24 protein-coding genes, 1 pseudogene and 1 riboswitch are annotated in these 26,975 nt (G+C 44.0%); of the genes and pseudogenes, 14 read left to right on the forward strand and 11 right to left on the reverse strand.

All coding sequences use genetic code 11. The features are described 5' to 3' along the window. Nucleotides 1-56: 56 nt before the first annotated feature. Nucleotides 57-1,079, reverse strand: coding sequence for a lipoate--protein ligase (locus FC51_RS08465; RefSeq protein ID WP_057910710.1), 1,023 nt, complete (start codon nucleotides 1,077-1,079; stop codon nucleotides 57-59). Between the two features lie 86 nt (nucleotides 1,080-1,165). Between FC51_RS08465 and FC51_RS08470 the strand changes: the two genes are divergently transcribed. Further along, nucleotides 1,166-1,543, forward strand: a complete 378-nt coding sequence (locus tag FC51_RS08470; RefSeq protein ID WP_057910711.1) for a glycine cleavage system H family protein — start codon at nucleotides 1,166-1,168, stop codon at nucleotides 1,541-1,543. An 87-nt stretch (nucleotides 1,544-1,630) separates the two neighbouring features. Then, on the forward strand, nucleotides 1,631-1,852 hold the full coding sequence (locus FC51_RS08475; RefSeq protein ID WP_057910712.1) for a P8 family protein: 222 nt from the start codon (nucleotides 1,631-1,633) through the stop codon (nucleotides 1,850-1,852). A gap of 126 nt (nucleotides 1,853-1,978) precedes the next feature. Here FC51_RS08475 and FC51_RS08480 read toward each other — a convergent pair whose 3' ends face one another. After that, nucleotides 1,979-2,752, reverse strand: coding sequence for an SDR family NAD(P)-dependent oxidoreductase (locus FC51_RS08480; protein WP_057910713.1), 774 nt, complete (start codon nucleotides 2,750-2,752; stop codon nucleotides 1,979-1,981). A gap of 132 nt (nucleotides 2,753-2,884) precedes the next feature. Next, nucleotides 2,885-2,974: riboswitch (TPP riboswitch) on the forward strand. Nucleotides 2,975-3,019: 45 nt separating this feature from the next. Here FC51_RS08480 and allB point away from each other — a divergent pair. Together allB and FC51_RS08490 are read left to right on the forward strand one after the other, a co-directional pair. After that, entirely contained in the window at nucleotides 3,020-4,402 is a 1,383-nt protein-coding gene (allB, locus tag FC51_RS08485; RefSeq protein WP_057910714.1) for an allantoinase AllB, read from the forward strand. Continuing rightward, nucleotides 4,399-5,706, forward strand: coding sequence for an NCS1 family transporter (locus FC51_RS08490; protein WP_057910715.1), 1,308 nt, complete (start codon nucleotides 4,399-4,401; stop codon nucleotides 5,704-5,706). Before allB ends, FC51_RS08490 begins: the two co-directional genes overlap by 4 nt. A gap of 76 nt (nucleotides 5,707-5,782) precedes the next feature. Here FC51_RS08490 and FC51_RS08495 read toward each other — a convergent pair whose 3' ends face one another. Further along, nucleotides 5,783-6,097 (reverse strand): DUF7671 family protein, encoded by a 315-nt coding sequence (locus FC51_RS08495; protein WP_057910716.1) that lies wholly within the window; start codon nucleotides 6,095-6,097, stop codon nucleotides 5,783-5,785. A 135-nt stretch (nucleotides 6,098-6,232) separates the two neighbouring features. Between FC51_RS08495 and FC51_RS08500 the strand changes: the two genes are divergently transcribed. Next, nucleotides 6,233-7,072, forward strand: a complete 840-nt coding sequence (locus tag FC51_RS08500; protein WP_057910717.1) for a DegV family protein — start codon at nucleotides 6,233-6,235, stop codon at nucleotides 7,070-7,072. Between the two features lie 158 nt (nucleotides 7,073-7,230). Here FC51_RS08500 and FC51_RS08505 read toward each other — a convergent pair whose 3' ends face one another. Together FC51_RS08505 and FC51_RS08510 are read right to left on the reverse strand one after the other, a co-directional pair. Further along, entirely contained in the window at nucleotides 7,231-7,545 is a 315-nt protein-coding gene (locus FC51_RS08505) for a hypothetical protein (protein WP_057910718.1), read from the reverse strand. Between the two features lie 129 nt (nucleotides 7,546-7,674). Further along, complete coding sequence (locus FC51_RS08510) at nucleotides 7,675-8,679, reverse strand: LacI family DNA-binding transcriptional regulator (RefSeq protein ID WP_057910719.1); 1,005 nt, start codon at nucleotides 8,677-8,679, stop codon at nucleotides 7,675-7,677. Between the two features lie 199 nt (nucleotides 8,680-8,878). Here FC51_RS08510 and FC51_RS08515 point away from each other — a divergent pair, with 199 nt between their 5' ends. The 4 genes from FC51_RS08515 to FC51_RS08530 all read left to right on the forward strand — a co-directional run bounded on the left by FC51_RS08515 (nucleotide 8,879) and on the right by FC51_RS08530 (nucleotide 13,001). Continuing rightward, the gene (locus FC51_RS08515) at nucleotides 8,879-10,624 is read left to right on the forward strand and encodes a phospho-sugar mutase (protein WP_057910720.1); all 1,746 of its coding nucleotides are present in this window, start codon (nucleotides 8,879-8,881) and stop codon (nucleotides 10,622-10,624) included. 253 nt (nucleotides 10,625-10,877) lie between these two features. After that, nucleotides 10,878-11,687 carry a hypothetical protein gene (locus FC51_RS08520; RefSeq protein WP_057910721.1) on the forward strand — a complete coding sequence of 270 codons (810 nt, stop codon included), beginning with the start codon at nucleotides 10,878-10,880 and terminating at the stop codon, nucleotides 11,685-11,687. A gap of 13 nt (nucleotides 11,688-11,700) precedes the next feature. Then, nucleotides 11,701-12,519: a hypothetical protein gene (locus tag FC51_RS08525; RefSeq protein WP_057910722.1), complete on the forward strand. Its 819-nt coding sequence runs from the start codon at nucleotides 11,701-11,703 to the stop codon at nucleotides 12,517-12,519. Nucleotides 12,520-12,572: 53 nt separating this feature from the next. Further along, the gene (locus tag FC51_RS08530) at nucleotides 12,573-13,001 is read left to right on the forward strand and encodes a hypothetical protein (RefSeq protein WP_057910723.1); all 429 of its coding nucleotides are present in this window, start codon (nucleotides 12,573-12,575) and stop codon (nucleotides 12,999-13,001) included. A 61-nt stretch (nucleotides 13,002-13,062) separates the two neighbouring features. On the opposite strand, the gene FC51_RS08535 is transcribed toward FC51_RS08530, so the two are convergent. After that, nucleotides 13,063-13,821, reverse strand: coding sequence for an exodeoxyribonuclease III (locus FC51_RS08535; protein WP_057910724.1), 759 nt, complete (start codon nucleotides 13,819-13,821; stop codon nucleotides 13,063-13,065). Nucleotides 13,822-14,282: 461 nt separating this feature from the next. Between FC51_RS08535 and FC51_RS12130 the strand changes: the two genes are divergently transcribed. The 4 genes from FC51_RS12130 (at nucleotide 14,283) to gap (ending at nucleotide 19,601) form a co-directional block, all read left to right on the forward strand. After that, on the forward strand, nucleotides 14,283-15,794 hold the full coding sequence (locus FC51_RS12130; protein WP_081037560.1) for a DUF5776 domain-containing protein: 1,512 nt from the start codon (nucleotides 14,283-14,285) through the stop codon (nucleotides 15,792-15,794). A 120-nt stretch (nucleotides 15,795-15,914) separates the two neighbouring features. Continuing rightward, complete coding sequence (locus FC51_RS08545) at nucleotides 15,915-16,778, forward strand: DegV family protein (RefSeq protein WP_057910725.1); 864 nt, start codon at nucleotides 15,915-15,917, stop codon at nucleotides 16,776-16,778. 158 nt (nucleotides 16,779-16,936) lie between these two features. Further along, nucleotides 16,937-18,352 (forward strand): MFS transporter, encoded by a 1,416-nt coding sequence (locus tag FC51_RS08550; RefSeq protein WP_057910726.1) that lies wholly within the window; start codon nucleotides 16,937-16,939, stop codon nucleotides 18,350-18,352. A gap of 229 nt (nucleotides 18,353-18,581) precedes the next feature. Further along, nucleotides 18,582-19,601: a type I glyceraldehyde-3-phosphate dehydrogenase gene (gene gap / locus FC51_RS08555; RefSeq protein ID WP_057910727.1), complete on the forward strand. Its 1,020-nt coding sequence runs from the start codon at nucleotides 18,582-18,584 to the stop codon at nucleotides 19,599-19,601. 63 nt (nucleotides 19,602-19,664) lie between these two features. Here gap and FC51_RS08560 read toward each other — a convergent pair whose 3' ends face one another. The 3 genes from FC51_RS08560 to FC51_RS08570 form a co-directional block, all read right to left on the reverse strand. Further along, a complete protein-coding gene (locus FC51_RS08560) occupies nucleotides 19,665-20,075 on the reverse strand; it encodes a hypothetical protein (protein WP_057910728.1) in 411 nt (136 codons plus the stop codon). 320 nt (nucleotides 20,076-20,395) lie between these two features. Next, a complete protein-coding gene (locus tag FC51_RS08565) occupies nucleotides 20,396-22,021 on the reverse strand; it encodes an ABC-F family ATP-binding cassette domain-containing protein (protein ID WP_057910729.1) in 1,626 nt (541 codons plus the stop codon). Nucleotides 22,022-22,180: 159 nt separating this feature from the next. Continuing rightward, nucleotides 22,181-22,840 (reverse strand): histidine phosphatase family protein, encoded by a 660-nt coding sequence (locus FC51_RS08570; protein WP_057910730.1) that lies wholly within the window; start codon nucleotides 22,838-22,840, stop codon nucleotides 22,181-22,183. A 182-nt stretch (nucleotides 22,841-23,022) separates the two neighbouring features. Between FC51_RS08570 and FC51_RS08575 the strand changes: the two genes are divergently transcribed. Continuing rightward, nucleotides 23,023-23,844, forward strand: a complete 822-nt coding sequence (locus FC51_RS08575; protein ID WP_057910731.1) for a ZIP family metal transporter — start codon at nucleotides 23,023-23,025, stop codon at nucleotides 23,842-23,844. Between the two features lie 1,470 nt (nucleotides 23,845-25,314). On the opposite strand, the pseudogene FC51_RS12570 reads toward FC51_RS08575, so the two are convergent. Both FC51_RS12570 and FC51_RS12350 read right to left on the reverse strand, forming a co-directional pair. Next, nucleotides 25,315-25,479, reverse strand: a pseudogene (locus FC51_RS12570) (aldo/keto reductase); the annotation flags it as partial. Between the two features lie 380 nt (nucleotides 25,480-25,859). Continuing rightward, a partial coding sequence (locus FC51_RS12350) for an amidase domain-containing protein (RefSeq protein ID WP_191982920.1) occupies nucleotides 25,860-26,975 on the reverse strand: 1,116 nt, incomplete at its 5' end.

The following is a 26,975-nucleotide window of genomic DNA, read 5'->3' on the forward strand; positions in this document are numbered from 1 at the left end:
CCCTGACGACAATAAAAAAGCCAGGAACAAAATGAATTGTCCTGGCAAATCATTATCTATTCTGTTTTATCAAAGTTACCCATCAAAAACTCAGTCAGGGCATTGGTATCAATATTTTCGATGTTGGCTTTCTTTACCGCTCGTTTGACATTCCACCCGCTTGGCTTCTTGCCACTCAACGCTGCTTCAATTGCGCTCAGGTCGCCATTAACCTTGAAGAACGGATTGAATTTCAGATGAACCAGCTTACCGTCATCAATAGTCCAATTAATCCCCAGTTTGCCTTCACTAAACTCCTGATCGGCATAGTCATAATAACCGGGGTTGTGGCCAAAGTTCCAAGCATCGGTCCCATAAGTTTCCGCCAGCCGTTTATCGGCAGTTTCCCAATCTTGATCGGTCATGTGGTACGTTTCAATATCATCCAAGGATTTAACCGCGAAGATTTCCTTTAACAGGTATTCTCTGAAATCATCCATGGTCATCCCATCTGGTAGGAAATCCTTCAAATTGATAATTGGACTGCGCTTAGAACGGACGCCAAGTCCCTTTTGCTTTTCCATTTGGTCTTCAGTCAGGACTTTTTTCGCGTTTTCAATGTTTAAGTCATACATAATCGTCCCGCCGGCGGCTAAGCCCTGGCCGCTCTTGAACATCGTCATCCCAGACCACTTCTTGCCATCTAAGATCAGGTCGGAAGAATTTTCTTTCATTTTGACGTCAATATCCAACTTACGAAGCGCTTTCAAAACTGGTTCCGCAAAATGGGCATAATCGCCGAAATCGTCAGCGTTATCCGTTAAAATATTTTCGAAAATAAAGTTTCCCATATCGTGATACACCGCTCCGCCACCGGACGTCCGGCGAACCAGCTCGATATCGTGTTCATGCAGGTAGTCAATGTCGACTTCAGCCCACACATTTTGATTACGACCAATGATCACGGACGGCTTATTAATATAAAACATAAACCCGTGTCCAGGCAGCTTTAAATCATTCACAAAATAATTATCCAATGATTGGTTCACCCGAGCGTCATAGCTGGGCTGGCCATTCCTGGAAATATCAATTAAGTACATCTGACATTTCCCCCTTTTGTTCAAATTCTAGTACATCCCTAATTATACGGTATAATTAAGGTAAATAATATCGAGGCGGTGTCATTATGGCAAAAATTTCAATTTGGCAAAGAATCATTAATTTCTTCACGGGTAAGAAACAACCCGCTCATGAACCAGCGCAGGTAAAGGACGGTATCTGGTACGCTAAGCAAGCAGATGGCAGCTACTTACTGGGAATCGACAAATCCGTTTATGACTTGATGGGCAAAATTACGTTCGCTGATTTTCCCAACCAATTGGATACCATTCAAGTCGACGATGATCTCTTGGACATTGAAGGTGACAAATCGGTGGAAACACTCAAATCACCGATCGCCGGTAAAATTATCGAGCGAAATAAAGATATCGGAAAAGACATCGATGAGCTCAATAAGCCCGACCCAGAGGTAAACTGGATCATGAAAGTTCAGCCAACCGACTAGACTTTCAAATAAATCGAACAAATATTTAACCACTTTTCAAAAAAGAACTATAATGAAGTCAGATCAAATAGAAGGAGGTAATTATCTATGGCAGAACAACCAGGTGCAGAATCCCCATTACTCAATGAAAAGATGAGTGAAGCTTTCGATTGGAGCGATAGTAAACTTCCAGTACGAGATGCTATTTGGGACTATTACATGGAAAAGAACGACCACGACACCCTCAAGACCGAAAAAGACGTAGAACCTTACATGAACATGTCAACTGACGATCTTAAGAGCAAAGCTGAAGAATTATTGAAGAAGTAATTCATCAGTGGCCTCATAAAATACCCGCACTCGTTTCGTGCTAGGCATTCAAATGACTTTCAAGCTTTTGGCTTGGAGGTCATTTTTTTGATCAAAAAAGAAGCTGAATTAACAGCTTCTTACATGTTATCTGAGTAAATATCCACCATCAACCGGTAGCATTACCCCGGTTACATAATCCGATGCCTGACTGGCAAGAAAGACAGCCGGCCCCATCAGCTCTTCGGGAACACCCCATTCGCCCGACGGAATGTGGCCCTTAATTTCGGGTCCGCGAACCGGATCGTCTTGAAGCGGCTTGGTCATATCCGTTTTGATATAGCCTGGCGCGATGCCGTTGACTTGCACATTATAAGGTGCCAGGGCATCCGCATAGGCTTTGGTCAGTCCCAAAACGGCGTGTTTGCTGGCAGTGTATGGGAAGATGAATTTACCGGCACGGTAGGATTGCATCGAGCCAATATTGATAATCTTGCCGCGTTTTTGTTTGGCCATCACTTTGGCAGCTTCGTGTGACAGGTAATATAGCGCGTTCAAGTTTAAATTAATCACTTTCTGCCAATCGGCGTCTTTGAAATCAAGGACGTCATTTCGAATTTGCATTCCCGCATTATTGACCAAGATATCCAAATGACCAAATTCAGTCAGGACCTCCTGAATCACTTCGGCCGCCGCGCCTTCTTCAGTAATGTCTTTTTGAAGGAAACCGACTTTTTGGCCGTTAGCTTCCACCGCTTTTTGCGCATCGTCCCAGCCTTTCTGTGATCGACTCACGATAAAGACATCCGCACCGTACATCGAAAGCGCAATCGAATAATTGAGTCCAAGCCCGGAGGCCCCGCCGGTCACCAGCGCAACTTTCCCCTTTAATGAAAAGCTATCCTTGTTGAATGCTGTCATGTTAATTCAACCTCCAAATTTTGAGTTTATCGTTGTCCTTAACATACCCTCATTCCAGGTGGTTGACAAGCGATCACTCGTGTTTTTACTTGCTTTTTCAAACGACTTCAGCAATAATAATGCTGTTAAAATTTAACTTGTCTGGGGTGCCATTTGGCTGAGAATATACCCATTGAACCTGATGCAGTTTGAACTGCCGGAGGAAGACATTGTACACAAGACGATTCAACAGCCTTCCTCTGACCGATATGAGAGGAAGGCTTTTTCATGGAATACACATTGGTTATTACAAACGGACAAGTGGTGATGCCGGACGCTGTCATCACTACGGATTTGGCAATTCAAGATGGTAAAATTGCCGCCATTGGAACTGGGCTCACTCAACGAGCTAAACAAGTTCTCGATGCGCAGGGACAAATGGTCTTGCCGGGGATGATCGATGACCACGTTCACATCAATGAACCTGGTCGAAGCAACTGGGAGGACTACCATACCGGATCTCAGGCGTTAGCTGCAGGTGGGACAACGACGATGTTAGTGATGCCATTAAATGCGCTACCGGCACGGACCACTCAAACAGAATTTGATCGTCAAGCCAAAATCGCGGCAACTCAATCGTATGTCGACTACGGGTTGTATGGGGGGCTTGTGCCGGGAAACGTCGATGAAATCTCAAAGATGGCTGAAAGTGGTGCCATGGGCTATAAAGCATTCATGGCAACTACGGGATCAGACGAGCCGGGGGACTTCAAAAACGTTGATGATTTCCAATTGTTATCCGGGATGCGCGCGATTGCCAAAACCGGCTTGCCCATTCTGGTCCACGCGGAAAATGCGGCAATTACGGACGGTCTGGCTGCCGAAAAGATTGCCCAGGGAAAGACCACCATTCAAGACTACGTCGACTCGCGACCGCCGTTTGTCGAAATTGAGGCTGTTCGCCGGGCAATTTATTTAGCTGAACAAACCGGCGTCCGCCTTCACTTTGTTCATTTATCAACCCCTGAGGCAGTCGAGGCCGTGGTAAATGCCCGTCGTTCCGGCTTGAAAGTAACCTGTGAGACTTGCCCACACTACCTAATTTTGGACCGCGAGCAGTTCGAAAAAATCGGTCCTCTGGCAAAGTGCTCGCCAGCTCTAAGGGACAAAAGTATTGTTAGCCGGCTTTGGGAAAAAGTTGCGGCTGGCGACGTTGATACCATCGGTTCCGACCACTCACCAGCACCGCTATCAATGAAACAAAGCGCCACCCATAACATTTTTGATATCTGGGGTGGCATTAGCGGCTGCCAGAACAACGTTGACCTGCTCTATGATCGATTTGTCACTCAACGTGGTTTGCCCGCAACCGAATTCGCACGACTGACTGCCGAAAACCCAGCCAAGATATTTGGCCTGACCAATAAAGGGAAACTTCAGGTTGGTTACGACGCTGACATCACGCTGTTGGACTTGAATCAATCCTATGTTTTAAGCAAAAATGATATGTATTACAAAAATAAAATCAGCGCTTATGAAGGCTTTCAAATCAACGACCGGGTCACGACTACAATTTTACGCGGTCAAATCATTTACACGCTTGACGACGGCTTTGTGGGCCAACCAACCGGCAAACAGTTGACTAGTCAAATCAGTGAGGTCTCATCATGAACAGTTCACACTCACTTTCAGTCCCGGCCGACCTAAAGCCACGAACGAAAAATCAACGCCACGTGGGTGAACTTTCCTATATGGCGATGTGGTTGGGCGATGGCTTCAACATTGGCAACGTTACCTTGGGGTCGTCAATTGTCGTCGCTGGCACAGCCCGCATGAATTTGCTTCAGACGATGGTCGCTGCAGCCCTCGCAATTAGCATTATTTCAATCATTTTTGTGTTAAATGACCACTTTGGTTACTACACCGGTTCGCCCTACGTCATTCAACTGCGGATGACCTTTGGCCTGCTGGGTTCCAAGTTGGCAAGCCTGCTGCGCGGGATTCCGGCCATTGTCTGGTACGGATTTCAAAGTTGGACTGGCGCTTTGGCACTGAACCAAATTGCTAAAATCCTCACCGGGTACGATAATGTGCCCGTCTTCTTTGTGACCCTCCTTGCCATTCAAACACTTCTATCGGTCAACGGCTTTAAATCCATTAAAGTGGTTTCCATTTGGATATCGCTGTTAATGTCTATTGCACTGATTTCAACGCTCGCTTATTTGATTTCGCAGAAAAGTGCCGTCTTCATCGCTCGGATGGTCAACGTCAAAGGAACCTGGGGGCCGACCTTTTGGGGCTTCGTGGTGGCTTTTCTAGGCAACTATACGGCAATCTTTGAGTCTGCGGCGGATTACTCACGGGAACTCAAACCTGGTTTATCCAATAGGCGACGTGCGGCCCTATACTTTTTCCCAATCTTTTTAGCGTACGGGATGACACTTTTAACCGGGTCCTTGTTGGCGGTGGTTACCGGCATTTCCAGTCCGGTCCACGCGATGGCCCATTTATTCAATAACAACGTTATTACCGTTGTCGTCTCCATATTTATCGTATTGGGCACCATGTCCACGAACCTGGTTGCCAACATCATTCCACCGACGTACGTTTTAAACGATTGGTTTAACATCTCAGAACGCCAGTCACTCGTCGTTGTCGCCTTTCTGGCCTGCCTCAGCTTCCCGTGGCTGCTGGTCCAGGATAGTTCCTCAATGGGCCTGACGATCTTTATTAAAACGTACTCCGCATTTTTAGGCCCCATGACCGCAATTGTTTTGAACGAATATTACATCAAACGCCGAAAAAAGGTGGACGTCGAAGCACTTTATCAAGATGATAAGGTATCCCCATCGCTTCCGCCGGTGATTGCACTTTTTGCCGGTGCGACGCTGGCACTTGCTAATGTCAACCTGAGTTGGCCGATCGGATTCGCCGTTTCCTGGCTGGTCTTGATCCTGCTTCGATACGATAAATAGTCAACGGATAGCTCTAAATCATTGTCATCATTAAAGGGATCCAGCACGTACAGCACGCTGGGTCCCTTTTAAGTATCTATTCATTTAATTTCTTTGAGGCAATTTTTAGGATGTCGTCTGACACATATTCACTTGTAAATCGCTGTAGTGGCGTATACGCATGGCGATCTTTAAACGCAACCGGAATTGCCCGCACGATGCCGACCATCAGATTATTCTCCGTAATAAAAATTTGGCCGACCTTTTTGAACTTCCCTTTGGTGTGCTTACCGGTGCGCCAACTATGTAGCTTGAAGTCGCCGGATTCATCCAGCTTAATTTGATAGTGACCGGAATCATCAGTCTCAAGTGGGACGCCGATATACTGGTTCACTTCGTATTTGCCTTTCATATGGACCAGACCTTTCATGAATAATTTATGACGAAAGTTAGAATAAAATTCTAATCTTTTTGAAAACATAACATTTATATTAACTTATACTATACAATAATAACGTAATAACTTTTCGAGTAATGGGGTGAAATGATGAATCAAATTAAAATTGTAACTGACTCAGCTGCTCATTTATCTGCTGCTGATATTCGCGCATACGAGATTCACGTGCTCAATCCGCCAATCTTGATGGATGGAAAACTATTTGGCTACGTGAACAAAATTAGCAGTGAGAAGTATTTGCAGCTTTTCGAACAGTGTTCAAATAAACCACAGATTGGCGACATCACCGTCGATGAATTGACACAAAAATATGACGCGCTTGGCGAAGACGGCAGTCAGATTCTATCGATTCATTTGAGTGATAAATTATCCAACACTTATCATAACGCCAAAATTGCTGCCGGCAAATCGGCTAGTCAAGTCACCGTGGTCAACAGTCAAGTAACTGCAGCCGGGTTGTCTTACCAAGTGATCGAAGCCGCTAAGTTATCAGCCGGTGGCAAATCGATTCAAGAAATCCTGAAACAACTGGAAAAGATTCGTGATAACACCCGAATCTTTTTCTCGGTTCGCAACAACCAACAAATCGTTAACAATCGGATCATTGGCAAGCTGCGGGGATTTTTGGGCAAGCACGCCAACACGGCCTATATGATTAAGTTTGGCCATAACGACTTCGACTTGGTCGCCCACGGCTCGAAGGATGAGTCCCTCAATGACTTCTGGAAGACACAAATGCAGGAAATGCACGATGAATGTATCGTGAAATTGACGATCCTTCACTCAGGAACAAGTGAACGGGCAAAGTTCTTAAGAGAAATGCTCACGCAGGAGTTCCCGTTTGTCCCGATTTCAATTGTGCCGACAAACCCAGAGATGACAACCTTTATTGGCAGAGAGTCGACGGGGGTAACGTATTTGTTGGGGTAGAGTGCGTAGCAAGCCGGTTAGCTTTCGAGCATTAGTGTAACAACGGGGTTTAACGCGGGACTTGCGTTGAACCCCGTTATTGGACTAAGCGGAGAAAAATAGTCTTTCATATCTTACCAGCTACCTCTTTTTCATAAACGAAATGATCAATTCATCGCTTATGCAGAAGTTGGAATCGGTGTTGCATAATTCAAAAAAACAAACTGATGGATTTTAAAATCTTGCTGGTAATATGATCCGGATGAGTCTAAGTATGAATATTTCTTCTCGATGGACCAAACCGGCGCTTTTTCCGCCTTGGTCATAACACGATTTTCCTTTGGATGACATTGCAAAGCTGATGTCACACGTCCCGAAAAAAGAAGTCTGGCACGAACTGAGTTTTTTGGAGAAGATGACATAATAATTACCAATATGACAATAAACAAAGCAACAGTTATTATGATGCGTTCAATGGTTTTCTTTAGTTTCATCTTTATCTATCTCCTATCCACATGAATCACTTGATATGAAATATTTTTTAACGGTGTATAGTTCCCGACCCGTCCAATTTCCAAAATAGAAAGTGGCCAAGACCCTCATCTTAGCCACTTTTTGTTTACTTACGATTTTCGAACACTCTCCCGTTCAACCAGATGGGTCGCCACAACGACTTTTTCAGGTGTATGGACATCGCCATCAAGATTGTTATCCAGCAAATCCAAAAGTCGAACCGCCACTTCACCCATTTTGTTGGTGTACACCTTGATCGCCGTTAAGGACGGAATCACGTATTTGGCGACTGCCGTGTCATTGAAGCTGACCAGACTCACATCATCCGGAACCTTCACACCGTGTTCATGAAGGGCTTTAAGTGCGCCGACTGCCATGGCATCATTGGACACAAACAGTGCGTTTGGAAATGATTCCCTTGACCGCTTCAATGCCTGATCAACTAAATTGTAGCTGGACTGCAATGTATAATCACCGACAAAAACGTTGGCCGGATCAAACAGCGACTTCTTTTCTAAGAAATTTTTGAAAACGTCAAAGCGGTGGTCTGTAATCTTCAACTTATGGTCATTACTGTATTCGACACCAGAAATCATACCGATTCGCTTCAAACCATTTTCAATGAAGTAATTCAACACCGACTTGGTGGAATTATCAAAATCAGTTACCACGCAGTCATGGCCCTTCGCCAAGGTATCAAAGTCAACGAAGACGACGTTATCCGTGACTTCCTGCATCTCGGCAATCTGGTCATCACTAAACTTGCCGATGGCGACGATTCCCTTAACATCATCAATAGCCGTCAATGAATCGCCGGCAAAGTAGCGTTTAACCTTATAATGATCGCGTTCAGCCTGCTTTTCAACGCCCATTCGAATTGATAAGTAGTATAAATCGTCAAGTTCTTGTTGTTCGGTGTACCACTGGACAACAGCGATACTGTCACGAGTGGTGCTCGACCGCTTCTTTTTGGTATAATCCAGTGCTTCGGCTGCCTGAAAAATCTTCTTGCGAGTCAGGTCACTGACGGATAATGATTTATCGTAGTTCAGCACCCGCGAAACCGTGGTGATTGAAACCCCGGCTTTACGCGCGATGTCTTTGATTGTTGCCATGATCTCACCCCTCTATGAAATAACCATGCTTTTATGTATCGAATCGTTTTAGTTAATTTACTAAAATAAATATATGTTCTTTACCCTGATATGTCAAGGATATTCCGTTATATTAAGGTTTTTGACTAGTAAACTTATTGACGGATGACAGCTAAATTTCTATAATTGAGTTGATTTGAAATATAAGGAGGGTCATGTCGTGGACGACAAAATTCAAGCAGCTTACCAACAATGGGCCGACCAGCCTAATTTACCAGCAGATATCTTATTAGATTTAAATAAAATGAAAAATGATTCAGATAAAAAGAAAGATGCATTTGGAACGAACCTGTCATTTGGAACCGCCGGAATGCGAGGAATTCTCGGTGCCGGAACCAACCGGATGAACATTTACACCGTTCGCCAAGCCGCAGAAGGACTTGCCTCATTTATGGATACTTTGGATGACGCAACCAAAAAACGCGGGGTTGCCATCAGCTTTGACTCCCGTTACCACTCAAAAGAGTTTGCCCACGAATCCGCTAAAGTCTTGGGATATCACCACATTCCAACCTTTGTATTCGACGACATTCGCCCCACACCTGAACTGTCATTCGCTGTTCGTCATTTAAACACCTATGCTGGCATTATGATCACTGCCAGCCACAATCCAAAGCAGTACAACGGCTTCAAGATTTACGGTCAAGACGGCGGTCAAATGCCACCTAAGGAATCCGACCTGATTACTTCTTACATTCGTAAGAACAGCGACCTGTTCGCTATCAATGTTACGCCTGAACAGGACTTGCGTGAAGCTAAAATCATGAACTTAATTGGTGAAGCAGTCGATCAAGCCTACCTTGCCAAAGTTAAAACCGTCAACATCGACCTTGATTTGATTAAAACCGTCGGTGCCAACATGAAATTCGTTTACTCCCCACTTCACGGAACTGGAAAAGTAATTGCCCGCCGTGCTTTGGAAGAAGCAGGTTTCAAGAATTACGTCGTGGTGCCGGAACAAACCATCGCCGACCCGGAATTTCCAACAACGCCATTTCCAAATCCAGAGTTCCCACAGGCATTTGACTTGGCCCGTGAGCTTGGCAAGAAAGTTTCAGCCGACGTTTTAATTGCCTCCGATCCTGACGCTGACCGACTGGGTTGCGCGGTTCGCCAACCTGACGGCAGCTACACACTTTTAAGCGGTAACCAAATTGCCAGTGTTCTTTTGAACTACATTTTGGCAGCCAAGAAAAAAGCTGGCGATTTACCTGCAGACGGCACAATCGTGAAATCGATTGTTTCCACCGACCTGGCACCAAAGATTGCCGCTTCGTACGGTGTTGCCACCAACAACGTTTTGACGGGCTTTAAATTCATCGCGGAAGCCATTCACCATTACGAAACTGAGCATGACCACACCTTCTTATTTGGCTTTGAAGAAAGTTTTGGTTACCTGATCAAACCATTTGTGCGTGATAAAGACGCGATCCAAACTGTTCTGCTGTTGGCTGAAGTTTCAGCTTACTACAAGAGTCAAGGCAAGACCTTGTACGACGGTGTTCAAGAGATGTTCCAGAAGTATGGCTACTATGCTGAAAAGACGATTGCCAAGGAATTTGACGGCCTTGACGGCAAAGACAAGATGGCCCACATCATGTCTGAATTGCGCGACAACCCACTGACTGAATTTAACGGTCATCAAGTTGTCAGCCACGCCGATTACCAGTCATCCGAATTAACCGATAAAGATGGCAAGAAATCCACGATTGACCTGCCAAAATCCAACGTTTTGAAATACTGGTTGGATGATGAAACTTGGCTGGCCGTCCGTCCTTCAGGAACTGAGCCTAAAGTGAAGTTCTACTTGGAAGTTGACGACAAGAGCCAAAATGCCGCTGACAAGAAGCTTGCCGGCTATGTAGACGCCGTTGACACAATGATTGATAAATTAATCAATAACTAAATATTGTTATTAGCTGCGGGGCCGAGACAAAGGTGAAAACTTTTGTTTCGGCCTTTTTTGGTGCTATTACGTAGTGCAAAAGTATTCCCCAGGGCAACAACCTGCACATAAGCCACTTTCCTTGAAAATCAAACTCGATTACCAAGGAAACCAGCCTATGCTCCGGTTGCTGGGCCCCTGACTCGCACTCTGTTTTTTATCTACCAATCTCCCATGACTCTGCTACAATTAACCTATGTAAGGGGGAAGAAAAATGCGATTTACAACAAAATTCATGGTCTGCAGTGGCCTGCTGCTTGGGGGATTATTTGCCGCCGCTCAGCCCGCTCACGCCACCGTTATCAAAAACAGCTTCTTAAAAACGCAACGCAACATTTCTACATATAACAGTCAAAAGCAAGTCAAACTGACGATTCCAAAGGGGACGGTCGTCCAAGTTGCCGGCATCAAGCACGCCCATGGTAATAAATACGTTGATCTCCATCTCGGCCGATTGAGCTACAGCCTGCGCAAGCCACTTCTTTCAGCGAAGAAACTAACCGCTTATTCATATTGGATTCGCGCCAAGGGCTACAATTTTAAACAGGTTCATAAACCAGCTTACCTCGGTTATTTCGCTGCTCAATCGGACGGTAAACAATCACAAGGCAAAACGAGAACGGAAACCGGAAATCTCTGGAAAGGCACCCGCCTGCCAGTGGATTACACCACAGCCACCGCACCAAGGCTTCAAGTGACGACAAACGGTTACTTGGAATACTACAGCAATTCCCCATTTGTCTACAAAGTGTCACCCAAGCCCACAGCGAGCCTCAAAGTTCAAAGTACCAGCCAACCACTGGCCAGTGGCAAGACCATCTTGACGTTCAAATCACGCGTCAAGCAACTGCCATTTACCAAAAAATCCCGTGGCAACTACCAACTCACTATCACTAATGCAGAAGTTGGAACCGTGACGGTTGTTCCCAACTCAACCAACGTCAAAAAAATCCTGACAAATTGGATTTTTAAGGTTGGTAAACAAGAATGGTACGAAAATAACAGCGTGACAACTTTTAAATAAGGGGGACCAGCACATGACTTCAAAATTAAAACTCTGCTTGAGCTTTGTGGTTGCCGCGGTTTCGTTAATCGGCTTTGCTTCTCCCACACATGCCAGCAGCTACCTGTCCAATTTTTCCAAAAATCAATACCTCAGCACCAAGCAGACGATCTACACCACGCTCAGTGGCCATAAAAGTGTTAAAATTACGATTCCAAAGGGAACGGTTTTTAAGTCCGGCAGCTTAGGCAAGACCAGCAAATCCCACACACCATACATTTCTATTGACGTCAATGAGCTGAGTTGGCCGGTTCGAAAAGCCGTTATTAAGTCCAAGTATAACGTCACCACTACCAGCGCCATTTCAGCCAGTAAGGCCAAATTTAAGAAGGTTCACGCGCCATCTTATCAAACCTACTATAAGCAGCCCTACACCGGCGAAATCGGCGGACTTGTCTGGCAAGGGGACAAAGCCTTCCCACTCAAGCAACAGTTCAAAATTGAAAACTGTTTTCGCGTAACCGATGATGGCTACCTGGAATATTTTGCCGGCTATGACTACTGGGTCCACAAAATGCCCCAGCCGCGCTCCTACGCGAAAGTGCAGAAGTTTGTCCAGAAGGGCAAGGCTTCTTATCTCTACACCAAGACAAAGGTCAGCGGACTAACAATGGCCCACGTTCACAAAAAGGGGAATAATCGCTACCGTCTAAAAGTTAGAAAGACGACTCAACACTTGGCCACGATTAATCCTGGTCAAAACAAGAATTACGATGACAGCGTGCGAATTTCGATTCGCTACTACGTTGGCGGCAAGAAATTCTACGTTCCCAGCCAGACGATTTATCCATAATATAGCTACCCAATCATAATCGAGGATGTTTAGAATCGAAACGGGGTAATACCATGAATTCAGTCAGCTTAAAGTATTTACCAATTAAAAAATATTGGTTACTCCTCCTAGGTGTCGTGACGATCATCTCCCTCACCGCCTGTGCGCCTAAAACAAGTTCCAGAAAGGATTCGCTAACAGTGTACGATAGCGGAAACTCCAGGATTTTATACACGACCAACAAGAATAAAATCTCACTCGTCAGTAATTTGACCAGCAAAAGCGATACAAATGCAGCCAAGATTGTCATGCCACAAAAACCGAAAGTCAGATGCCGCTATGTCCTCCATCAAAAAGCACACGACGTGAACATCAACTTGTACGTTTACAGCAACACGCGCAACATCAAGATGACCAATATTCCAATTCTAAAAACCATTTATTATCGCCTATCTCCTGGCGATTATCAAAAGATGAGTTCGCCGGAGAGTTATTTGAAATAAACAAAAGTATCATCACTCCTCAAAAGCACCGCAACTCAAATCAGTTGCGGTGCTTTTGTCGTCAAATGGCTTTTGTATCCAACTCTACCGGACAATGATCCGACCCGAATATATCGGTCAAAATCTTCGAGTCAGTAATTTTGTCCGCCAATCTCTCACTGGTCACAAAGTAATCAATCCGCCACCCTGCGTTGCGATCGCGGGAATGGAATCGATAGCTCCACCAGGAGTAAATATCGGTTTGATCCGGATAAAAGTGCCGGAAAGTGTCCATGAATCCTGCTTGTAAGAACTTCGTGAACGACTGACGTTCTTCGTCAGTAAAGCCAGCGTTATGGTGATTGGACTGCGGGTTCTTCAAATCAATTTCCTTGTGGGCCACGTTCAGATCCCCGCACAAAATGACCGGCTTGTCTGCGTCTAATTTGCTCAAATAGGCTTGAAAAGCGGTGTCCCATCCCATTCGAAAGTCCAGTCGTTTCAAGCCCGCGCCAGAGTTGGGGACGTAACTGGTTACTAAATAAAAATCAGGATATTCAAGTGTAATCGCCCGTCCCTCATGGTCGAATTCTTCGCTTTGAATGCCATACATGACGTTCAAAGGCTCGTGCTTGGTGAAAATTGCGGTCCCAGAATATCCCTTCCGCTCTGCGTAACTGAAGTATTGATGATAGCCCGGCAATTCAAGTTCCAGCTGGCCTTCCTGCATTTTAGTCTCTTGAATACAGAAAAAATCAGCATCTAATTGATTAAACGTCTCAGCAAAATCATGCTTCACAACTGCCCGGAGTCCATTAACGTTCCAGGAAATGAATTTCATGTGATCCCGTCCTTTTTGGTTTGTTAGGTTAATTATAACGTAAAATTGTTTGTCCGATATATATCCAAGGAATGAATGTATTATTTAATAACTAACTTATCAATTAAAAATGATATTTACTTATGTGTATATATTTATTATGATAATTATGTTAATATTGGATTAAAACCAGACCAATAAATCGCTTTCTTTCCCATCTGATTAGTGATTTGATTACTTCTATCAAACGGTTATAAGTGTAATATCGGTCTAATATTGTTGCTTATTAAGCGACAATTTATATATCTTTAAATAAATTATTGGGAGGTATTTTTATGGTTAGAAAGAAGTTTGTCAGTCAAGAATGATCACTGGGGGGTTAATTTTTGCAACAGAGCCTTGGTGGTTTCACCGAGACTTATTTTCTTATGTCCATTCTGAGGGCTTTTATTTCAAAAATAAAAATGATTGAGGGTAAAATTATGAAAAAATCTAAGTTATTGCCATTTTTGTATGCTGGCATTCTCGCATTTACCACTGCCGGAGTGGCTACGTTTATTGTACCGAATACATCCAACGTCATAACTGTTGCTCATGCAGATGATAATCAATTTGACTTGAGCGATCGAGTGGCAGGTAAATGGACTTTGATTTTGTATGGACCAACTTATGATTTAAGCAATACGGACAATGTTTTCTATCAGAAGACAAACACATTACTGCAGCCAACGAAGATACCTACCAGCTCCGTTTCTAATTATGATGATACACTAAATCAACCTTTTTCAGTGAACTCAATTCAACTCTACACGCTTAATAATGCTATCTATGAATACGAGCAATGGTACAGTGACGCTTACCAAACAGAGGTTGCTGAATATAATCCTGAAGGAAAAGTCGTCCCAAACAGTAATCTAAAAGTTGTTTCAGACACTGATAATCCTGCCAAAAATAATAGCGAAATTGCTGGCATCTTCACAATGCAGCCAAATGATGTTGCAATCGTGAAGATTACTCCTGTAAAAGCAAGTTTAAAGGGACAGGCATACTTCTTCTTTAATGGCAGCGGTAAATATACACCGGATATTAGTTATTCCTATGCTTTTAATGATGCAACAACGCCGACAAAGATTACTGACGTAAGTGACCCAAGTACTATAACCGCACCTTCAGGGGCTAAAACCTTACAATTGGATCAAACGGGTTATATTGATCCCCAGTGGACTGGTGGTGACTCTAACGTCAAGATTGATTCTAATGGGAAGATTACAGGTCTTGATAATCCTGCAGAAGCTGGAAAAACAGTTACTTTCAAAGTCACTCACGGAATTGATTCGACAATTACCCATACGTTCAATGTTAAAATTCCTGCCAAGTCAAATCCAACTCCGACACCCAACAATAACGGAGCAAGTTCATCCAATAACAGTACTGCGCCTGCTAACCCAACAAACAACGCTTGGAACCCAACCACACCACCTAAGGCTGATGGTAGCACTGGCCTACCAAATTACGCCGCCGTTAAAGGTGCAGCTGTATACGCAACCAAGCGAGTTTACATGTACCGCAACGCCAACTTCAAGAAATCGCAACGAATTGCCACTTATCCAAAGGCAAAACGGGTCAACCGACCAATGTTTGTCGTCTTAGATTACGCTAAGTCTAATGGTGGCGCCCTTCGTTACAAAGTGCGTGACGTCAACCATAATTCTAAGACGGACGGTAAGATTGGCTACATCACCGCCAACCCGAAGTACGTTGTCAACGTCTACTACAAGACAATGCCTAAGAGTCATAAGATTACCGTCATCAACAAGAAAGGCATCCATACCTACAAGCATGTTAACTTAACCGGCCGTGTGAAGACCTTCAAGAAAGGCACCCACATCACCGTTAAGCGCTTTGTCAAGCATAACTTAACTACCCGTTACCAATTAAGCAATGGCACGTACATCACTGCCAATAAGAAATTGGTCATTCAAGGAAACTACTAATTTACAAGTTTAAAACAAGTCTCGGCCACTCGCCGGGGCTTATTTTTTGCAGACAATCTTTGTTTTCACCCAAGATAAGGGTTAAAATACATTTACAACCCCGAAAAGAGGATATTCGAAATGAAAACAGCCGTAATTACCGACAGTGCCAGTTATCTTGATCCTGAAGTCGCTGCTAAATATAACATTACCGTTTTACCGATTACCGTCATCTTTGGCAACGAACAGTTCCGTGACGGCGTTGATATTACCTCACAGGAATTCTTGAAAAAATTAGCCGAGAATGAAAAACTGCCAACCACCGCCCAAGTCACGATGGGCCAGATGCAGGAAGCCTTTGATCAGTTGAGTGCCAAGGGTTACGATGAAGCCATTTGTGTCAATTTGTCATCCGGGATTACGACCTTCTATGAAAACCTGGTCGCATACTCCCGTAATGTCACCAACATCAAGGTCTACCCGTTCGACTCAAAAATCGCCAGCGCCGGTGAAGCTGATCTTTGCTTATTGGCTGGTCAAATGGCGCTGGATGGTGCCAACGCCGACACGATCATCCCCAAGCTCGAGCAACTCAGAGACACCATTAACGTTTCGTTAGTCGTTGACAGCTTGGATCATCTAAAACGAACCGGCCGGATTTCCAATACTTCCGCATTTTTCGGCAACATGTTAAAGATTAAGCCAATCCTGACATTTGATGAGGAAGGTAAGATCGTTCCTGAAGCCAAGGAACGCACAATGAAACAAGCGCTTCAACACATCGTCGACGAGATCGCCAAAGCTGATTTTGATTTACCAATGCGCATCTCCGTCGTTGACGCCAATAACCCGGTTCTCAGCAAGTCGTGGGTCGAAGCGTTTCATGAACACTTCCCAGAAGCCAAGATCAGCACGTACCCAATCAGCCCAGCAATCACCGTTCACACTGGCGAAAAAGCCATGGGCGTGGTCTGGGACATCGATTGGGAAACTTTAAGCAAGTAACTTGAAACAAAGTGAGTGAATTGCCACTCGCTTTTTTATTGCCGTGAAATTAGTGTGTTTGACTGTTTCCACAGCTTTCGAAAATAAGCACCACCACGCATTATCAGATCCAATTTTCTGGAATTATTGATATCAACTAATCAGAAAGAGATGACACCATGAAAAACACCGAAAAAATCAGCACCCAAACGCTTCTTGCCCTGTTAGCAGCCGCCCTGCTATCCTTCACCGGGATTTTGACCGAAACCTCAATGAACGTGACCTTTCCCGAACTGACCAAAGTGTTTAATGTCACTTTGGACACTGTCCAGTGGATTACGACCGGCTACCTGTTAATGGTGACCATTATCATGGCAACCACTGCCTACTTACTTAAAAAATTCAAGTCACAAACTATTCATCTACTGGCGGCGATTGCCTTTGTGGTCGGCGACGTCATGTGCGCGACAGCACCCACTTTTACGATTTTAATGAGTGGCCGCTTGATTCAAGCGATTGCCACTGGGCTGTCAACGCCACTGATGTTCCACATTATCTTTAATAAAATTCCGGCTGGGCGAATTGGTTCCATGACCGGATTAGCTGGGATGGTCATCTCCTTGGCACCAGCCCTTGGACCGACCTATGGTGGCACAATTTCGTCGACAATGTCTTGGCGGATGATCTTCTGGTTAATCCTGCCGATTATTGTGATCAGCTGGTACCTAGGCTCCCGCTACATACGTATTGATCCGGTTGGAACCGGTGGCTTTGACGTTATCAGTCTGATCTTCTTAGCAGCCACCCTGTTCTCCTTCGTCTTCGGCGTCAGCAAGGCCGGCAAATATTCACTACTGAGTGGCCAAGTTGTGATCCCATTTATCATCGGCCTTATCAGTCTGGCTGTCTTCATCTACTCTGACACCCACGGCAAAACACAGCTGTTGGATATCCGGATTTTGAAATGGCTGTCGACTTCGCTGTCGGCGTTCACCTATTTCGCCCTTCAATTCGTCAACATTGGCGTGTCATTTCTGATCCCCGTCTATTGTCAGTACGTTTTGCACAGCTCTCCCTTCATCGCAGGCTTAGTGCTGCTGCCAGGATCGCTGGTCGGTGCAGCTATTTCCCCATATGCCGGCCACCTTGCCGATAGCAAGGGTTACGCATTTCCGATCATTCTGGGCCTTAGCTCGATGACCTTGGGCGGCTTTTTATTCTTCGGCATCCAAACCGTCTTGACCGCCTGGATCGTCCTATTGATTTACACATTCCTCCGCTTTGGTTTCAACATGGGCTTTTCAAACACCATTTCCAATGCAATGTTAAACGTGCCGCGGAAGTACACGGCGGACGTGAACTCACTATTCAGCATGCTGCAACAATTTGCCGGATCCATTGGCGTTGGGATCATGGCTGCAGTGATGGCCATCAGCCAAAATAACGGGACTGGCAGTCTGGCCGCCCGTTCATTTGTGGGTGGTCGCTACGACTTTTTGCTGGCGACGTTGCTGAGTGCGACAGCGTTGATTGCGGCGATTATGAACTTCAGGCTGCAGAAACACACGAAACTCAATATCGAAGAATCGGATTAGATTTAACTTATTTAAGCGTCCCTGCAGTCAATTTGCGGAGGCGCTTTTGCGTTACTTTGAGTTCCAAAATCGATGTCTCAATGCGGAGATTCATTATGGGGTATTTCAAGTCGCTTTGATTGAAATTCCCCCAAAATCCGGCTACACTGTCTTTGATGATCACGAAAGATTGTACACAAGGTAATCATCACGCTGACTGTCACCCAGGATTATAAGGGGGATTTGACTTATGGTAAAGATTGGAATCAACGGTTTTGGTAGAATTGGTCGCTTAATTTTACGTCGTATTTTAGAAATTAACGACCCTGATTTGGAAGTAGTTGCCATTAATGATTTGACCAGTCCGTCAATGCTGGCTTATCTATTCAAATACGACTCAACTCACGGCACGCTGCCTTACGAAATTTCATCAACTGATGATTCATTAGTGGTAGACGGCAAAAATTACCGTGTTTATGCAGAAAAAGATGCAAGTAACATCCCATGGGTTAAAGAAAACGGCGTCGATTTAGTCCTCGAATGTACCGGCTTTTACACCTCAAAGGAAAAGTCCCAAGCCCATTTGGACGCCGGCGTTAAGAAAGTCTTGATCTCGGCTCCAGCTGGTCCGATGAAGACCATTGTGTTTAACGTTAACGACGACACCTTGGATTCAGACGACCAAATCATTTCCGCTGGCTCCTGCACGACCAATGCACTGGCCCCAATGGCTTACTTCCTGAACAAGGAATTTGGCCTCGAAGTTGGGACAATGACTGCCATTCACGCATTTACCAGCTCACAAATGATTCTTGACGGCCCTAAAGGTAAGAAATTCCGTCCCAACCGAACCGCCTCTGCCAACACCATTCCTCATTCAACTGGTGCTGCCAAAGCAATCGGCTTGGTTATCCCAGAACTTGAAGGTCACCTTCAAGGACACGCACAACGGGTGGCTGTTGTTGACGGATCCGTTTGTGAATTGGTTTCCGTGCTTAAGACAAAGGTAACCGCCGATCAAGTCAATGACGCCATCAAGCCGCATACCAAAGATAACCCGGCATTTGGCTGGAATGAAGATGAAATTGTGTCTTCAGATATCATCGGCGATACTCACGGGGCAGTCTATGACCCAACCCTTACCGAAGTAACTTCAAATGGTGACTTCCAAGTTGTAAAGACTGCAACCTGGTTCGATAACGAATATGGTTTTGTTTCCAACATGGTTCGTACAGCTAAGAAGTTCGCAGAAGTTTCTGGGTTAAACTAAATTAACATCAAAAAAATTGTCATCATGATCGGATTCGATCAATGATGACAATTTTTTTGACGCTTATTTTTTAGAGTCATCCGCTCGCGTTAAACTCACCGTTAAGAAATTATCCTTATTAGTGTCGTAGCAAGCCAGGATGCCGTTGACCACGTCACCTGTTTTGATATGCATGACGGTTGAACGGTTATATGTGTTAATCCAATTACCAAGGGCTTCCATCCCGAACTCAAAACCCTCGAACACCCGCATGTACTCTAACGATTGAGGCTTTGGCGTCTCAATCGTAATTTTTTGAACACGCTGGTCTTCAATTTCCATCGTCAACTTGATTACATCTGTGTTGAATAAGACTTGCGAGCCATCTTCAACGCTTCTAGGTAACTTATAATCGGGAAGTTGAATGTTTTCGTTGTATACCCGTGAAACGTACTCGTAGGTCCCCAAGTCCTTCGTGCCTAACTCCTGTACCAAATGTTTTTCCCCCTACAATGCAATGAGTGACTTAACTGTTCTTACTATGATTATATATTGGTTCAGAATTTTGTGTATTGAATTAGCTTAAAAAAAGTTCGTTAAATTTGACAAATTGAAAAAAGTTTAAAATTAAGCACCGCTGAAAATGTGTTTAATCATCAATTTCTCCCTACCTCATTTTTAGAATCACGCTTCACGTCAGACACGTTCTTTTTGAAGAGACAACGTGTCTGACGTGTATCGAGTTCAAATCAACCTAACTCGCCTCAATAAAAAAGCCCTCTTCGAGTTTCCTCGAAGAAGGCGTCAAATGGTAACTAATCATACATATCGCTTAGTTTTTTCTGTACGTCAGGATGGTTAATGAACTCATCGTAGGTTGTGTCGGCCTTGTCGATAATGCCGTTGTTCGATACTTCGATGATGTGGTTGGCAATCGTCTGGATGAACTCATGATCATGGGAAGTGAAGATAATCGATCCGGGGAAGCCAACCAAAGCTTCGTTTAAAGCCGTGATCGATTCCAAATCTAGATGATTGGTTGGATCATCCAACAGCAGGGTATTTCCCTTCTGCAGCATCATCTTTGAGAGGACACACCGAACTTTTTCGCCCCCGGATAGCACTTTGACTTCTTTGTTGACGTCATCGCCAGAGAATAACATTCTGCCAAGAAAACCGCGGAGAAAGGCATCGTCGTCACTGCCCTTTTCGGCAAATTGTCTCAGCCAATCGATAATCCGTAGATCGTTGTTGTTAAATTCCGAGGCAAAATCCTTCATCAATGAGGACATCTCTACTGTTTGTCCCCACTTAATTTCACCGGAATCCGGTTCCAAGACACCGGCTAAAATCTGCATTAAAGTGGTCGTTGCCAAGTCATTTCGACTGACCAAAGCGGTCTTGTCACCAGGGCGCAACGTGAAAGTGACGTTATCTAAAATTTTAACACCATCAATTGATTTTGAAAGGTTATCCACCCGCAACAAGTCGTTTCCCAGCGGCCGGTTTTCTTCAAACTTAATAAACGGATACTTCCGTGAAGAAGGCTTTATGTCATCCAGGGAAATTTTATCCAACTGCTTCTTTCGAGAGGTCGCCTGTTTTGATTTGGACGCATTTGCACTAAATCGGGCAACGAATGCTTGGAGTTCCTTGATTTTGTCTTCCTTCTTAGCGTTGGAATCAGCCCGCATCTTAGCAGCCAATTGACTGGATTGCAGCCAAAAATCGTAGTTTCCAACGTACATCCGGATCTCACCGAAGTCGACGTCACACATCATCGTACAAGTCTGGTTCAAGAAATGGCGGTCATGAGACACGATAATCGTAATCTTGGGATAGTCGGCTAGGAAGTTCTCCAGCCATTCAATCGAATAGACATCCAATCCGTTAGTCGGCTCATCTAAAAGTAAGATGTCAGGTTCACCAAATAAGGCCCGTGCCAACAGGACTTTAACTTTCTGGCCTTCCGTTAATTCACTCATCAATTGTTGGTGCAGCTCTTCTGGAATTTCCAACGACTGTAACAACTGTGAAGCATCTGCTTCGGCGTTCCAGCCGTCCATTTCAGCGAACTCAGCCTCCAAGTTGGCGGCCTTAATCCCATCCTCATCGGAAAAATCTGCCTTGGCGTATAAGGCATCCTTTTCTTCCATGACGTCAGCCAAGTGCTTGTAGCCCTGGATGACGGTCTGCATAACCGTCTGCTCTTCGAAGCCATAATGGTCCTGACTTAGGCTGGAAATTCGTTCATTCTTATCAACGTGAATTTCGCCAGTCGTTGGTGCCAAGTCCCCCCGTAATAATTTAAGGAAGGTTGACTTGCCGGCACCGTTTGCGCCAATAACGCCATAACAGTTACCTGGCGTGAACTTTAAATTCACGTCTTCATAAAGTTTTTTACCTGAGAGTTGAAGTCCCATGTTTTGAATTGTAATCATTAATCAATACCTCATATGATAGAGTGTGACGGGCAGTATGAGTTGCCTCGAAACACGTTTCAGCTATATAACGTCAAAATCAAAAACAATGGTCAGGGCAACAATCGTCCTGACCAATACACGTCCTACAAATATATCATATTAACCAACGATAAACAACTAGACCTCGCCGAGATTGTTGAAGTATTCAACTTGGATATCGTCATCGGTAATAATCAGCTTGGTAACACTTCCGTTTTGCGTTGCAACGCCAAGGTCTAACTTTGGTGCGTAACGGTCGACGATGGAACGAATGGTCATTCCGTGTGACACAATCAAGATGTCTTCTCCATCATGTGTATTCTCACGAATCTTATCGAAGCCATGATCCAACCGTTCCCAAAACATGGCGTTGTTTTCGGCGTTGTTGTACAAATCAGCACGATGAATTAAGTCTCGCGCCCGCTCCAAACCAAAGTTGGTCAACACTTCCTTCTCGGTTGTTTCTTGAACTTGAGCACCGACAAACTGCCACATTTGGTTTAAGTCGTTACCCTCAAAATAACCGTGAAACTGTTCTCGTAATTCGGGATATTGATAACTTACAATGTTCATGTTATGCGGATTAGCCCGTAAAATCAGCTTTCCGGTGTCAATTGCCCGACCAGAGTCACTCGTAAACGATGCCGCAAAATTAATCTTGGAAAGTCGTTTACCGGCACTCTTAGCATCTTGAATCCCCTTTTCAGTTAACGGGGAATCAATCCATCCCTGAACTTTGTTATACATATTCAAGTATGTTTGCCCATGTCGAACCAAGTAAGCCGTAACCTTTGTCACAAAATCATCCCATTTCTCAAAAATTTGTTTTACATACCTTTAGTATAGCTGATCGGGTATGATTTGACATTAAAAGTCTCTTTGATTATAAGATGCGTCCATTACATCCAAGTAGCTTTCACAAATCATTTCTTGTTATACTTATGTTAGGAGCTGAACTTTAGACATAAAGCGAGGTATATATGGACTATTTATTAAACTTTTCACCCTGGCAGCAGGCCCTATTCGCGACTCTTTTCACTTGGGGCGTCACTGCGCTGGGATCCGCACTGGTATTTGCGTTCAAAACCATCCGCAGCCATGCACTGGCTTTGATGTACGGGTTCGCTGCCGGCGTGATGATTGCCGCGTCGTTTTGGTCACTGCTGGATCCGGCGATTAATTTGGCTGAACAACAGGACCGCATCCCTTGGCTGGTCGTGGGTATCGGCTTCGTGGGTGGCGGCTTTTTCCTATATCTGGCCGACAAAATTATTCCCAGTATTTATTTGAAACATGCAAAAACCGAGGGCGGTTCCCGAGCAGCCGTCAAACGGGCGATCCTGTTGGTCTTCTCGATTACATTGCACAATATTCCTGAAGGATTGGCGGTCGGTGTTGCGTTTGGGGCCATCGGAGCCGCACCAAATGGTGAACAGGCGGCAATGCTACTGGCGGCCACCACGGTTGCGATCGGCATTGGCCTGCAAAACTTTCCAGAAGGGGCAGCCGTCTCGATCCCCTTGCGTCAAGGTGGCATGAGTCGATTTCGGTCATTTATGTACGGCCAGGCGAGTGGGGCCGTGGAGCCAATTGCCGGTGTTTTAGGAGCACTGTTGGTCGCTTCGGTCAACTCACTGTTACCTTATGCGCTCTCATTTGCGGCCGGTGCGATGATCTACGTTGCATGTAAGGAACTCATCCCGGAAGCTCACGCCCGAACCAAGGAAGAGTCTCACTGGGCAATCTTTGGGATTATGGCAGGGTTCACGTTGATGATGGTGCTGGATGTGGCACTGGGTTAAAATGATCATAAGAAAAGTAGGATGCCAGATTTGCTTCCAATGAGGCTTATCTTGATTTATTCCATATAGTTATCGCACCAGCTGTAACTGCCAGATGATCAGCATGACAAACATAGGAAACAGTACCGTCGAAAATTGGGTAATTACTTATTAGTCCTATTAAAGTAATCTAAAATTTTCTTATTAATTCGGCTTCCTGGTCGAAATAGTCAAATCAGCCCAAACGTGAATGCAAGGCCAAGGCACTACTCCAATAATGAAAGAATAGTGTTTACAGAAACACTAAAAAAACAGTACAAGAAAAATATCAAATGACCAACAACTGCCACGATCAGCAGTTGCTTTATAAGTGCTAAACTGTTTGAAAATGTGATTTGTGGATTCCTTGAATTTCAATAGGATTAATTCTCCTCGCGTATGAATTTGTTTCCAGTTTCCAATCATTATTCAAGTGGAACATTTTAGATTTTATATATCAATTCAGGCGTTTGGTTAATCAGGGTCAAGCCATCAATCTAATCCAACTTAGAAATATCGACAAGTTGCTGTTGCCATATGGAAAACCAATATGTTATGAATCTTAAATAGAACCACATGCCTCATTTCAAGACGGTTTTACCATGCTTGTCTTGGATTGTGTATATGTTTGTATCCATAGCTTTACTTAGCCCTAAGATCATGCCGTCAAGCCATGGTGCAGATGCCCAGAATAATCGTTTTGACTATCCTCGTTACGTTCTTCACTTTCGTGCTCATCTTTAGATTTCCATTCTTATTACATAACATCAAACGAACATGTTGCCACAAAATATTGAATTGAGGTTAAATTGTAGGACATAGCAATTGAATGTTAGGTATCAGCAACGATCGATTCGGAATTAGTGAATCCGATGTCGCTTAGAGCATAAGGATGCTATGCCAAATGATCATACGTTGGTATCGCAATGTGGAAAATTAGAATGGAATGAACTTCAAACAATGAAATATGGCTTATCCCCACCCCACTGAATGAATCTTTCATAGGAATTGTATAAATATTTGCCTTCAAGGCAGAACTTGCCTCATTGCTATGAACCGGCTTTGTCTGTAGTGCCGTTCTTGGGTGACCAAGTAGTGCAATTGTCATTCTAACTGTATTTTTAGACGAAATGGAGAGCAGAAGTATGCACGTAAACATGACTGCGAGAGCGCTAATGAAACCTCTCCTGAGATTATATATAATAAATGTTTTTTTTGAACTTTTCATAATTAAATCCCCATTCTTAATACTTTAAACCTACCAAATTCGGTCATAGCACTCTGAAAAATTATTGCAACAGCCTTCCTCGATGCATAACGACATGTTGAATTTAAACAAATAATTTCTTTCCATAATATGCAATTTATCAGTGAATTCCAAAAAAATAAATAAAAAAACTTAGTTGATGAAAATGATAGAATTTCATCGACCAAGTCTTATTTTATTACATATTAATGATGTGGATACTGATGCCCAATCTCATACACCATTTCAGGTTCTTGGCTGATCCGGGTATTTCGGTTCAACCCATCGACCAGTTTCATCTCATCCGCACTCAGCTCAAAGTCATAGATATCGGCGTTCTGCTTAATCCATTCTACCGACTTGAAAGCGAATCACCTCGTTAAAATTCTCTTTCGTTCAAGTAGGGAAGTATTAGGTAGCATCAAAAGTATCGATACGTAGCTGTAGCCGTATGGAATATCAAGAGAGTATGAACTTCAAACAGCACTACATGTTTCATTCCAAACCGGTTATATCCATATTTATCTTGAATTGTGTAGATATTTGCATCCATTGCCGTGCTTAGTCCGGGATCATGAATTGGATTACAATTAATAGCATAACTGGGATGCCCAGATAAAAATATTGTCATCCTAACCGTATTTTCCGGCGAAATAGATAAAAGAATCATAGAAGTTAAGACAGTCAGAACGATTATTGAAGTAATCATTTTTATTCTCTTTCTCAGTTGTTTAAAACTTAAACTCATCATTTAGATCCCCATTCTTATGACTCGATACTTACTAATCATAGCACTAGTTCTCGCCTTCACCAAAGGTTTAAACAATGCATTCCTATCGTGAGAGGTATAATAAACCATGTGCTTTGTTACTTTTGAAATTGTGACAGTGTGAAACCACGAGTTATGCTTCTCACTAGTTCGTCCAAAAAATTGAACAACATCTCCGACTCTCACATGAGCCATGACTCTTCTTAAAGAGTGTGTAACGAAGTGTGGGCGCTTCTTAACATGAGCAAAATAATGCCAAAATCCACCAACAGTCGTCCAACTTGTTGAATACGCCTTATGCTTTATTAGCTGGCCCTTTTTCCGATAAACACCAGCATACCATTTTTTAGGATTCCGGCACCGATATCCATGAACAATATGATAAGTTTCCTTGCCGCGTGAGGTCTTTTTATATCTCCCAATATGAGCAAGTTGAGAACTCCAATTGGTACAATCCCCGCCGCCTGCATAATGGAAATCTGGATACTGAGCGCTGTAATATTTGTAATAAGCTTTCATATACCCAACTTCACGGCGCTGCCCCTTATCAAGTCTTTGTCTTCTCTTCCAAGTCGTCTTATAAGGTCTTGCTTTTGTACGACTTTCGGGATTAAATCGGCCGGGTTGCGTTACCTTAGTCGATCTAACTAATTTAGTCTGATTATGCTCATTTGGCCTAGCTACCCCGCTTTTTGGGGATGTGGAAATATTTGGCTCAGATGACTGTCCTGATTTGTCATTCAATTGTTCAACCGGGCTCTGACTACCCTGCTTCGTTATATTTGTGGTGGAGCTGGTAGTTGTATTAGAAGGCTTGGAGGAAGGCAAATTAGGATTATTGATATTTGTGGCAACTGTTGCTGACGCGTTACCATTTTCACTGTTAGCACCAGCAGTTGCTCCACCAGTAAAAATTCCGCCGCTTCCATTGTTGTTGACGCCACCCCCACCGGAATTTCCACCAGGAATGTAGCCCCCACCGCCATTATTGTTATTATTATCGTTATCATTGTCATTATCGTTATTGTCATTGGTTTGATTCTGGCTGTTAGTGACATTGTTGAACTGACTCTGGTCATGAGCGGACGCACCAGTTGT

This window comes from Lentilactobacillus parabuchneri DSM 5707 = NBRC 107865 (assembly GCF_001435315.1).
In the GTDB taxonomy this organism is placed as follows: Bacteria; Bacillota; Bacilli; order Lactobacillales; family Lactobacillaceae; genus Lentilactobacillus; species Lentilactobacillus parabuchneri.

Excerpts from the sequence above, each read along its gene's own strand:
- FC51_RS08510 (WP_057910719.1), bottom strand. The coding sequence starts at position 8,679 with ATGGCAACAATCAAAGACATCGCGCGTAAAGCCGGGGTTTCAATCACC.
- FC51_RS08545 (WP_057910725.1), top strand. The coding sequence starts at position 15,915 with ATGAAAACAGCCGTAATTACCGACAGTGCCAGTTATCTTGATCCTGAA.
- FC51_RS08550 (WP_057910726.1), top strand. The coding sequence starts at position 16,937 with ATGAAAAACACCGAAAAAATCAGCACCCAAACGCTTCTTGCCCTGTTA.
- FC51_RS08470 (WP_057910711.1), top strand. The coding sequence starts at position 1,166 with ATGGCAAAAATTTCAATTTGGCAAAGAATCATTAATTTCTTCACGGGT.
- FC51_RS08475 (WP_057910712.1), top strand. The coding sequence starts at position 1,631 with ATGGCAGAACAACCAGGTGCAGAATCCCCATTACTCAATGAAAAGATG.
- FC51_RS12130 (WP_081037560.1), top strand. The coding sequence starts at position 14,283 with ATGAAAAAATCTAAGTTATTGCCATTTTTGTATGCTGGCATTCTCGCA.
- FC51_RS08480 (WP_057910713.1), bottom strand. The coding sequence starts at position 2,752 with ATGACAGCATTCAACAAGGATAGCTTTTCATTAAAGGGGAAAGTTGCG.
- FC51_RS08575 (WP_057910731.1), top strand. The coding sequence starts at position 23,023 with ATGGACTATTTATTAAACTTTTCACCCTGGCAGCAGGCCCTATTCGCG.
- gap (WP_057910727.1), top strand. The coding sequence starts at position 18,582 with ATGGTAAAGATTGGAATCAACGGTTTTGGTAGAATTGGTCGCTTAATT.
- FC51_RS08465 (WP_057910710.1), bottom strand. The coding sequence starts at position 1,079 with ATGTACTTAATTGATATTTCCAGGAATGGCCAGCCCAGCTATGACGCT.
- FC51_RS08535 (WP_057910724.1), bottom strand. The coding sequence starts at position 13,821 with ATGAAATTCATTTCCTGGAACGTTAATGGACTCCGGGCAGTTGTGAAG.
- FC51_RS08520 (WP_057910721.1), top strand. The coding sequence starts at position 10,878 with ATGCGATTTACAACAAAATTCATGGTCTGCAGTGGCCTGCTGCTTGGG.
- FC51_RS08530 (WP_057910723.1), top strand. The coding sequence starts at position 12,573 with ATGAATTCAGTCAGCTTAAAGTATTTACCAATTAAAAAATATTGGTTA.
- FC51_RS08500 (WP_057910717.1), top strand. The coding sequence starts at position 6,233 with ATGAATCAAATTAAAATTGTAACTGACTCAGCTGCTCATTTATCTGCT.
- FC51_RS08505 (WP_057910718.1), bottom strand. The coding sequence starts at position 7,545 with ATGAAACTAAAGAAAACCATTGAACGCATCATAATAACTGTTGCTTTG.
- FC51_RS08525 (WP_057910722.1), top strand. The coding sequence starts at position 11,701 with ATGACTTCAAAATTAAAACTCTGCTTGAGCTTTGTGGTTGCCGCGGTT.
- allB (WP_057910714.1), top strand. The coding sequence starts at position 3,020 with ATGGAATACACATTGGTTATTACAAACGGACAAGTGGTGATGCCGGAC.
- FC51_RS08495 (WP_057910716.1), bottom strand. The coding sequence starts at position 6,097 with ATGAAAGGCAAATACGAAGTGAACCAGTATATCGGCGTCCCACTTGAG.
- FC51_RS08490 (WP_057910715.1), top strand. The coding sequence starts at position 4,399 with ATGAACAGTTCACACTCACTTTCAGTCCCGGCCGACCTAAAGCCACGA.
- FC51_RS08565 (WP_057910729.1), bottom strand. The coding sequence starts at position 22,021 with ATGATTACAATTCAAAACATGGGACTTCAACTCTCAGGTAAAAAACTT.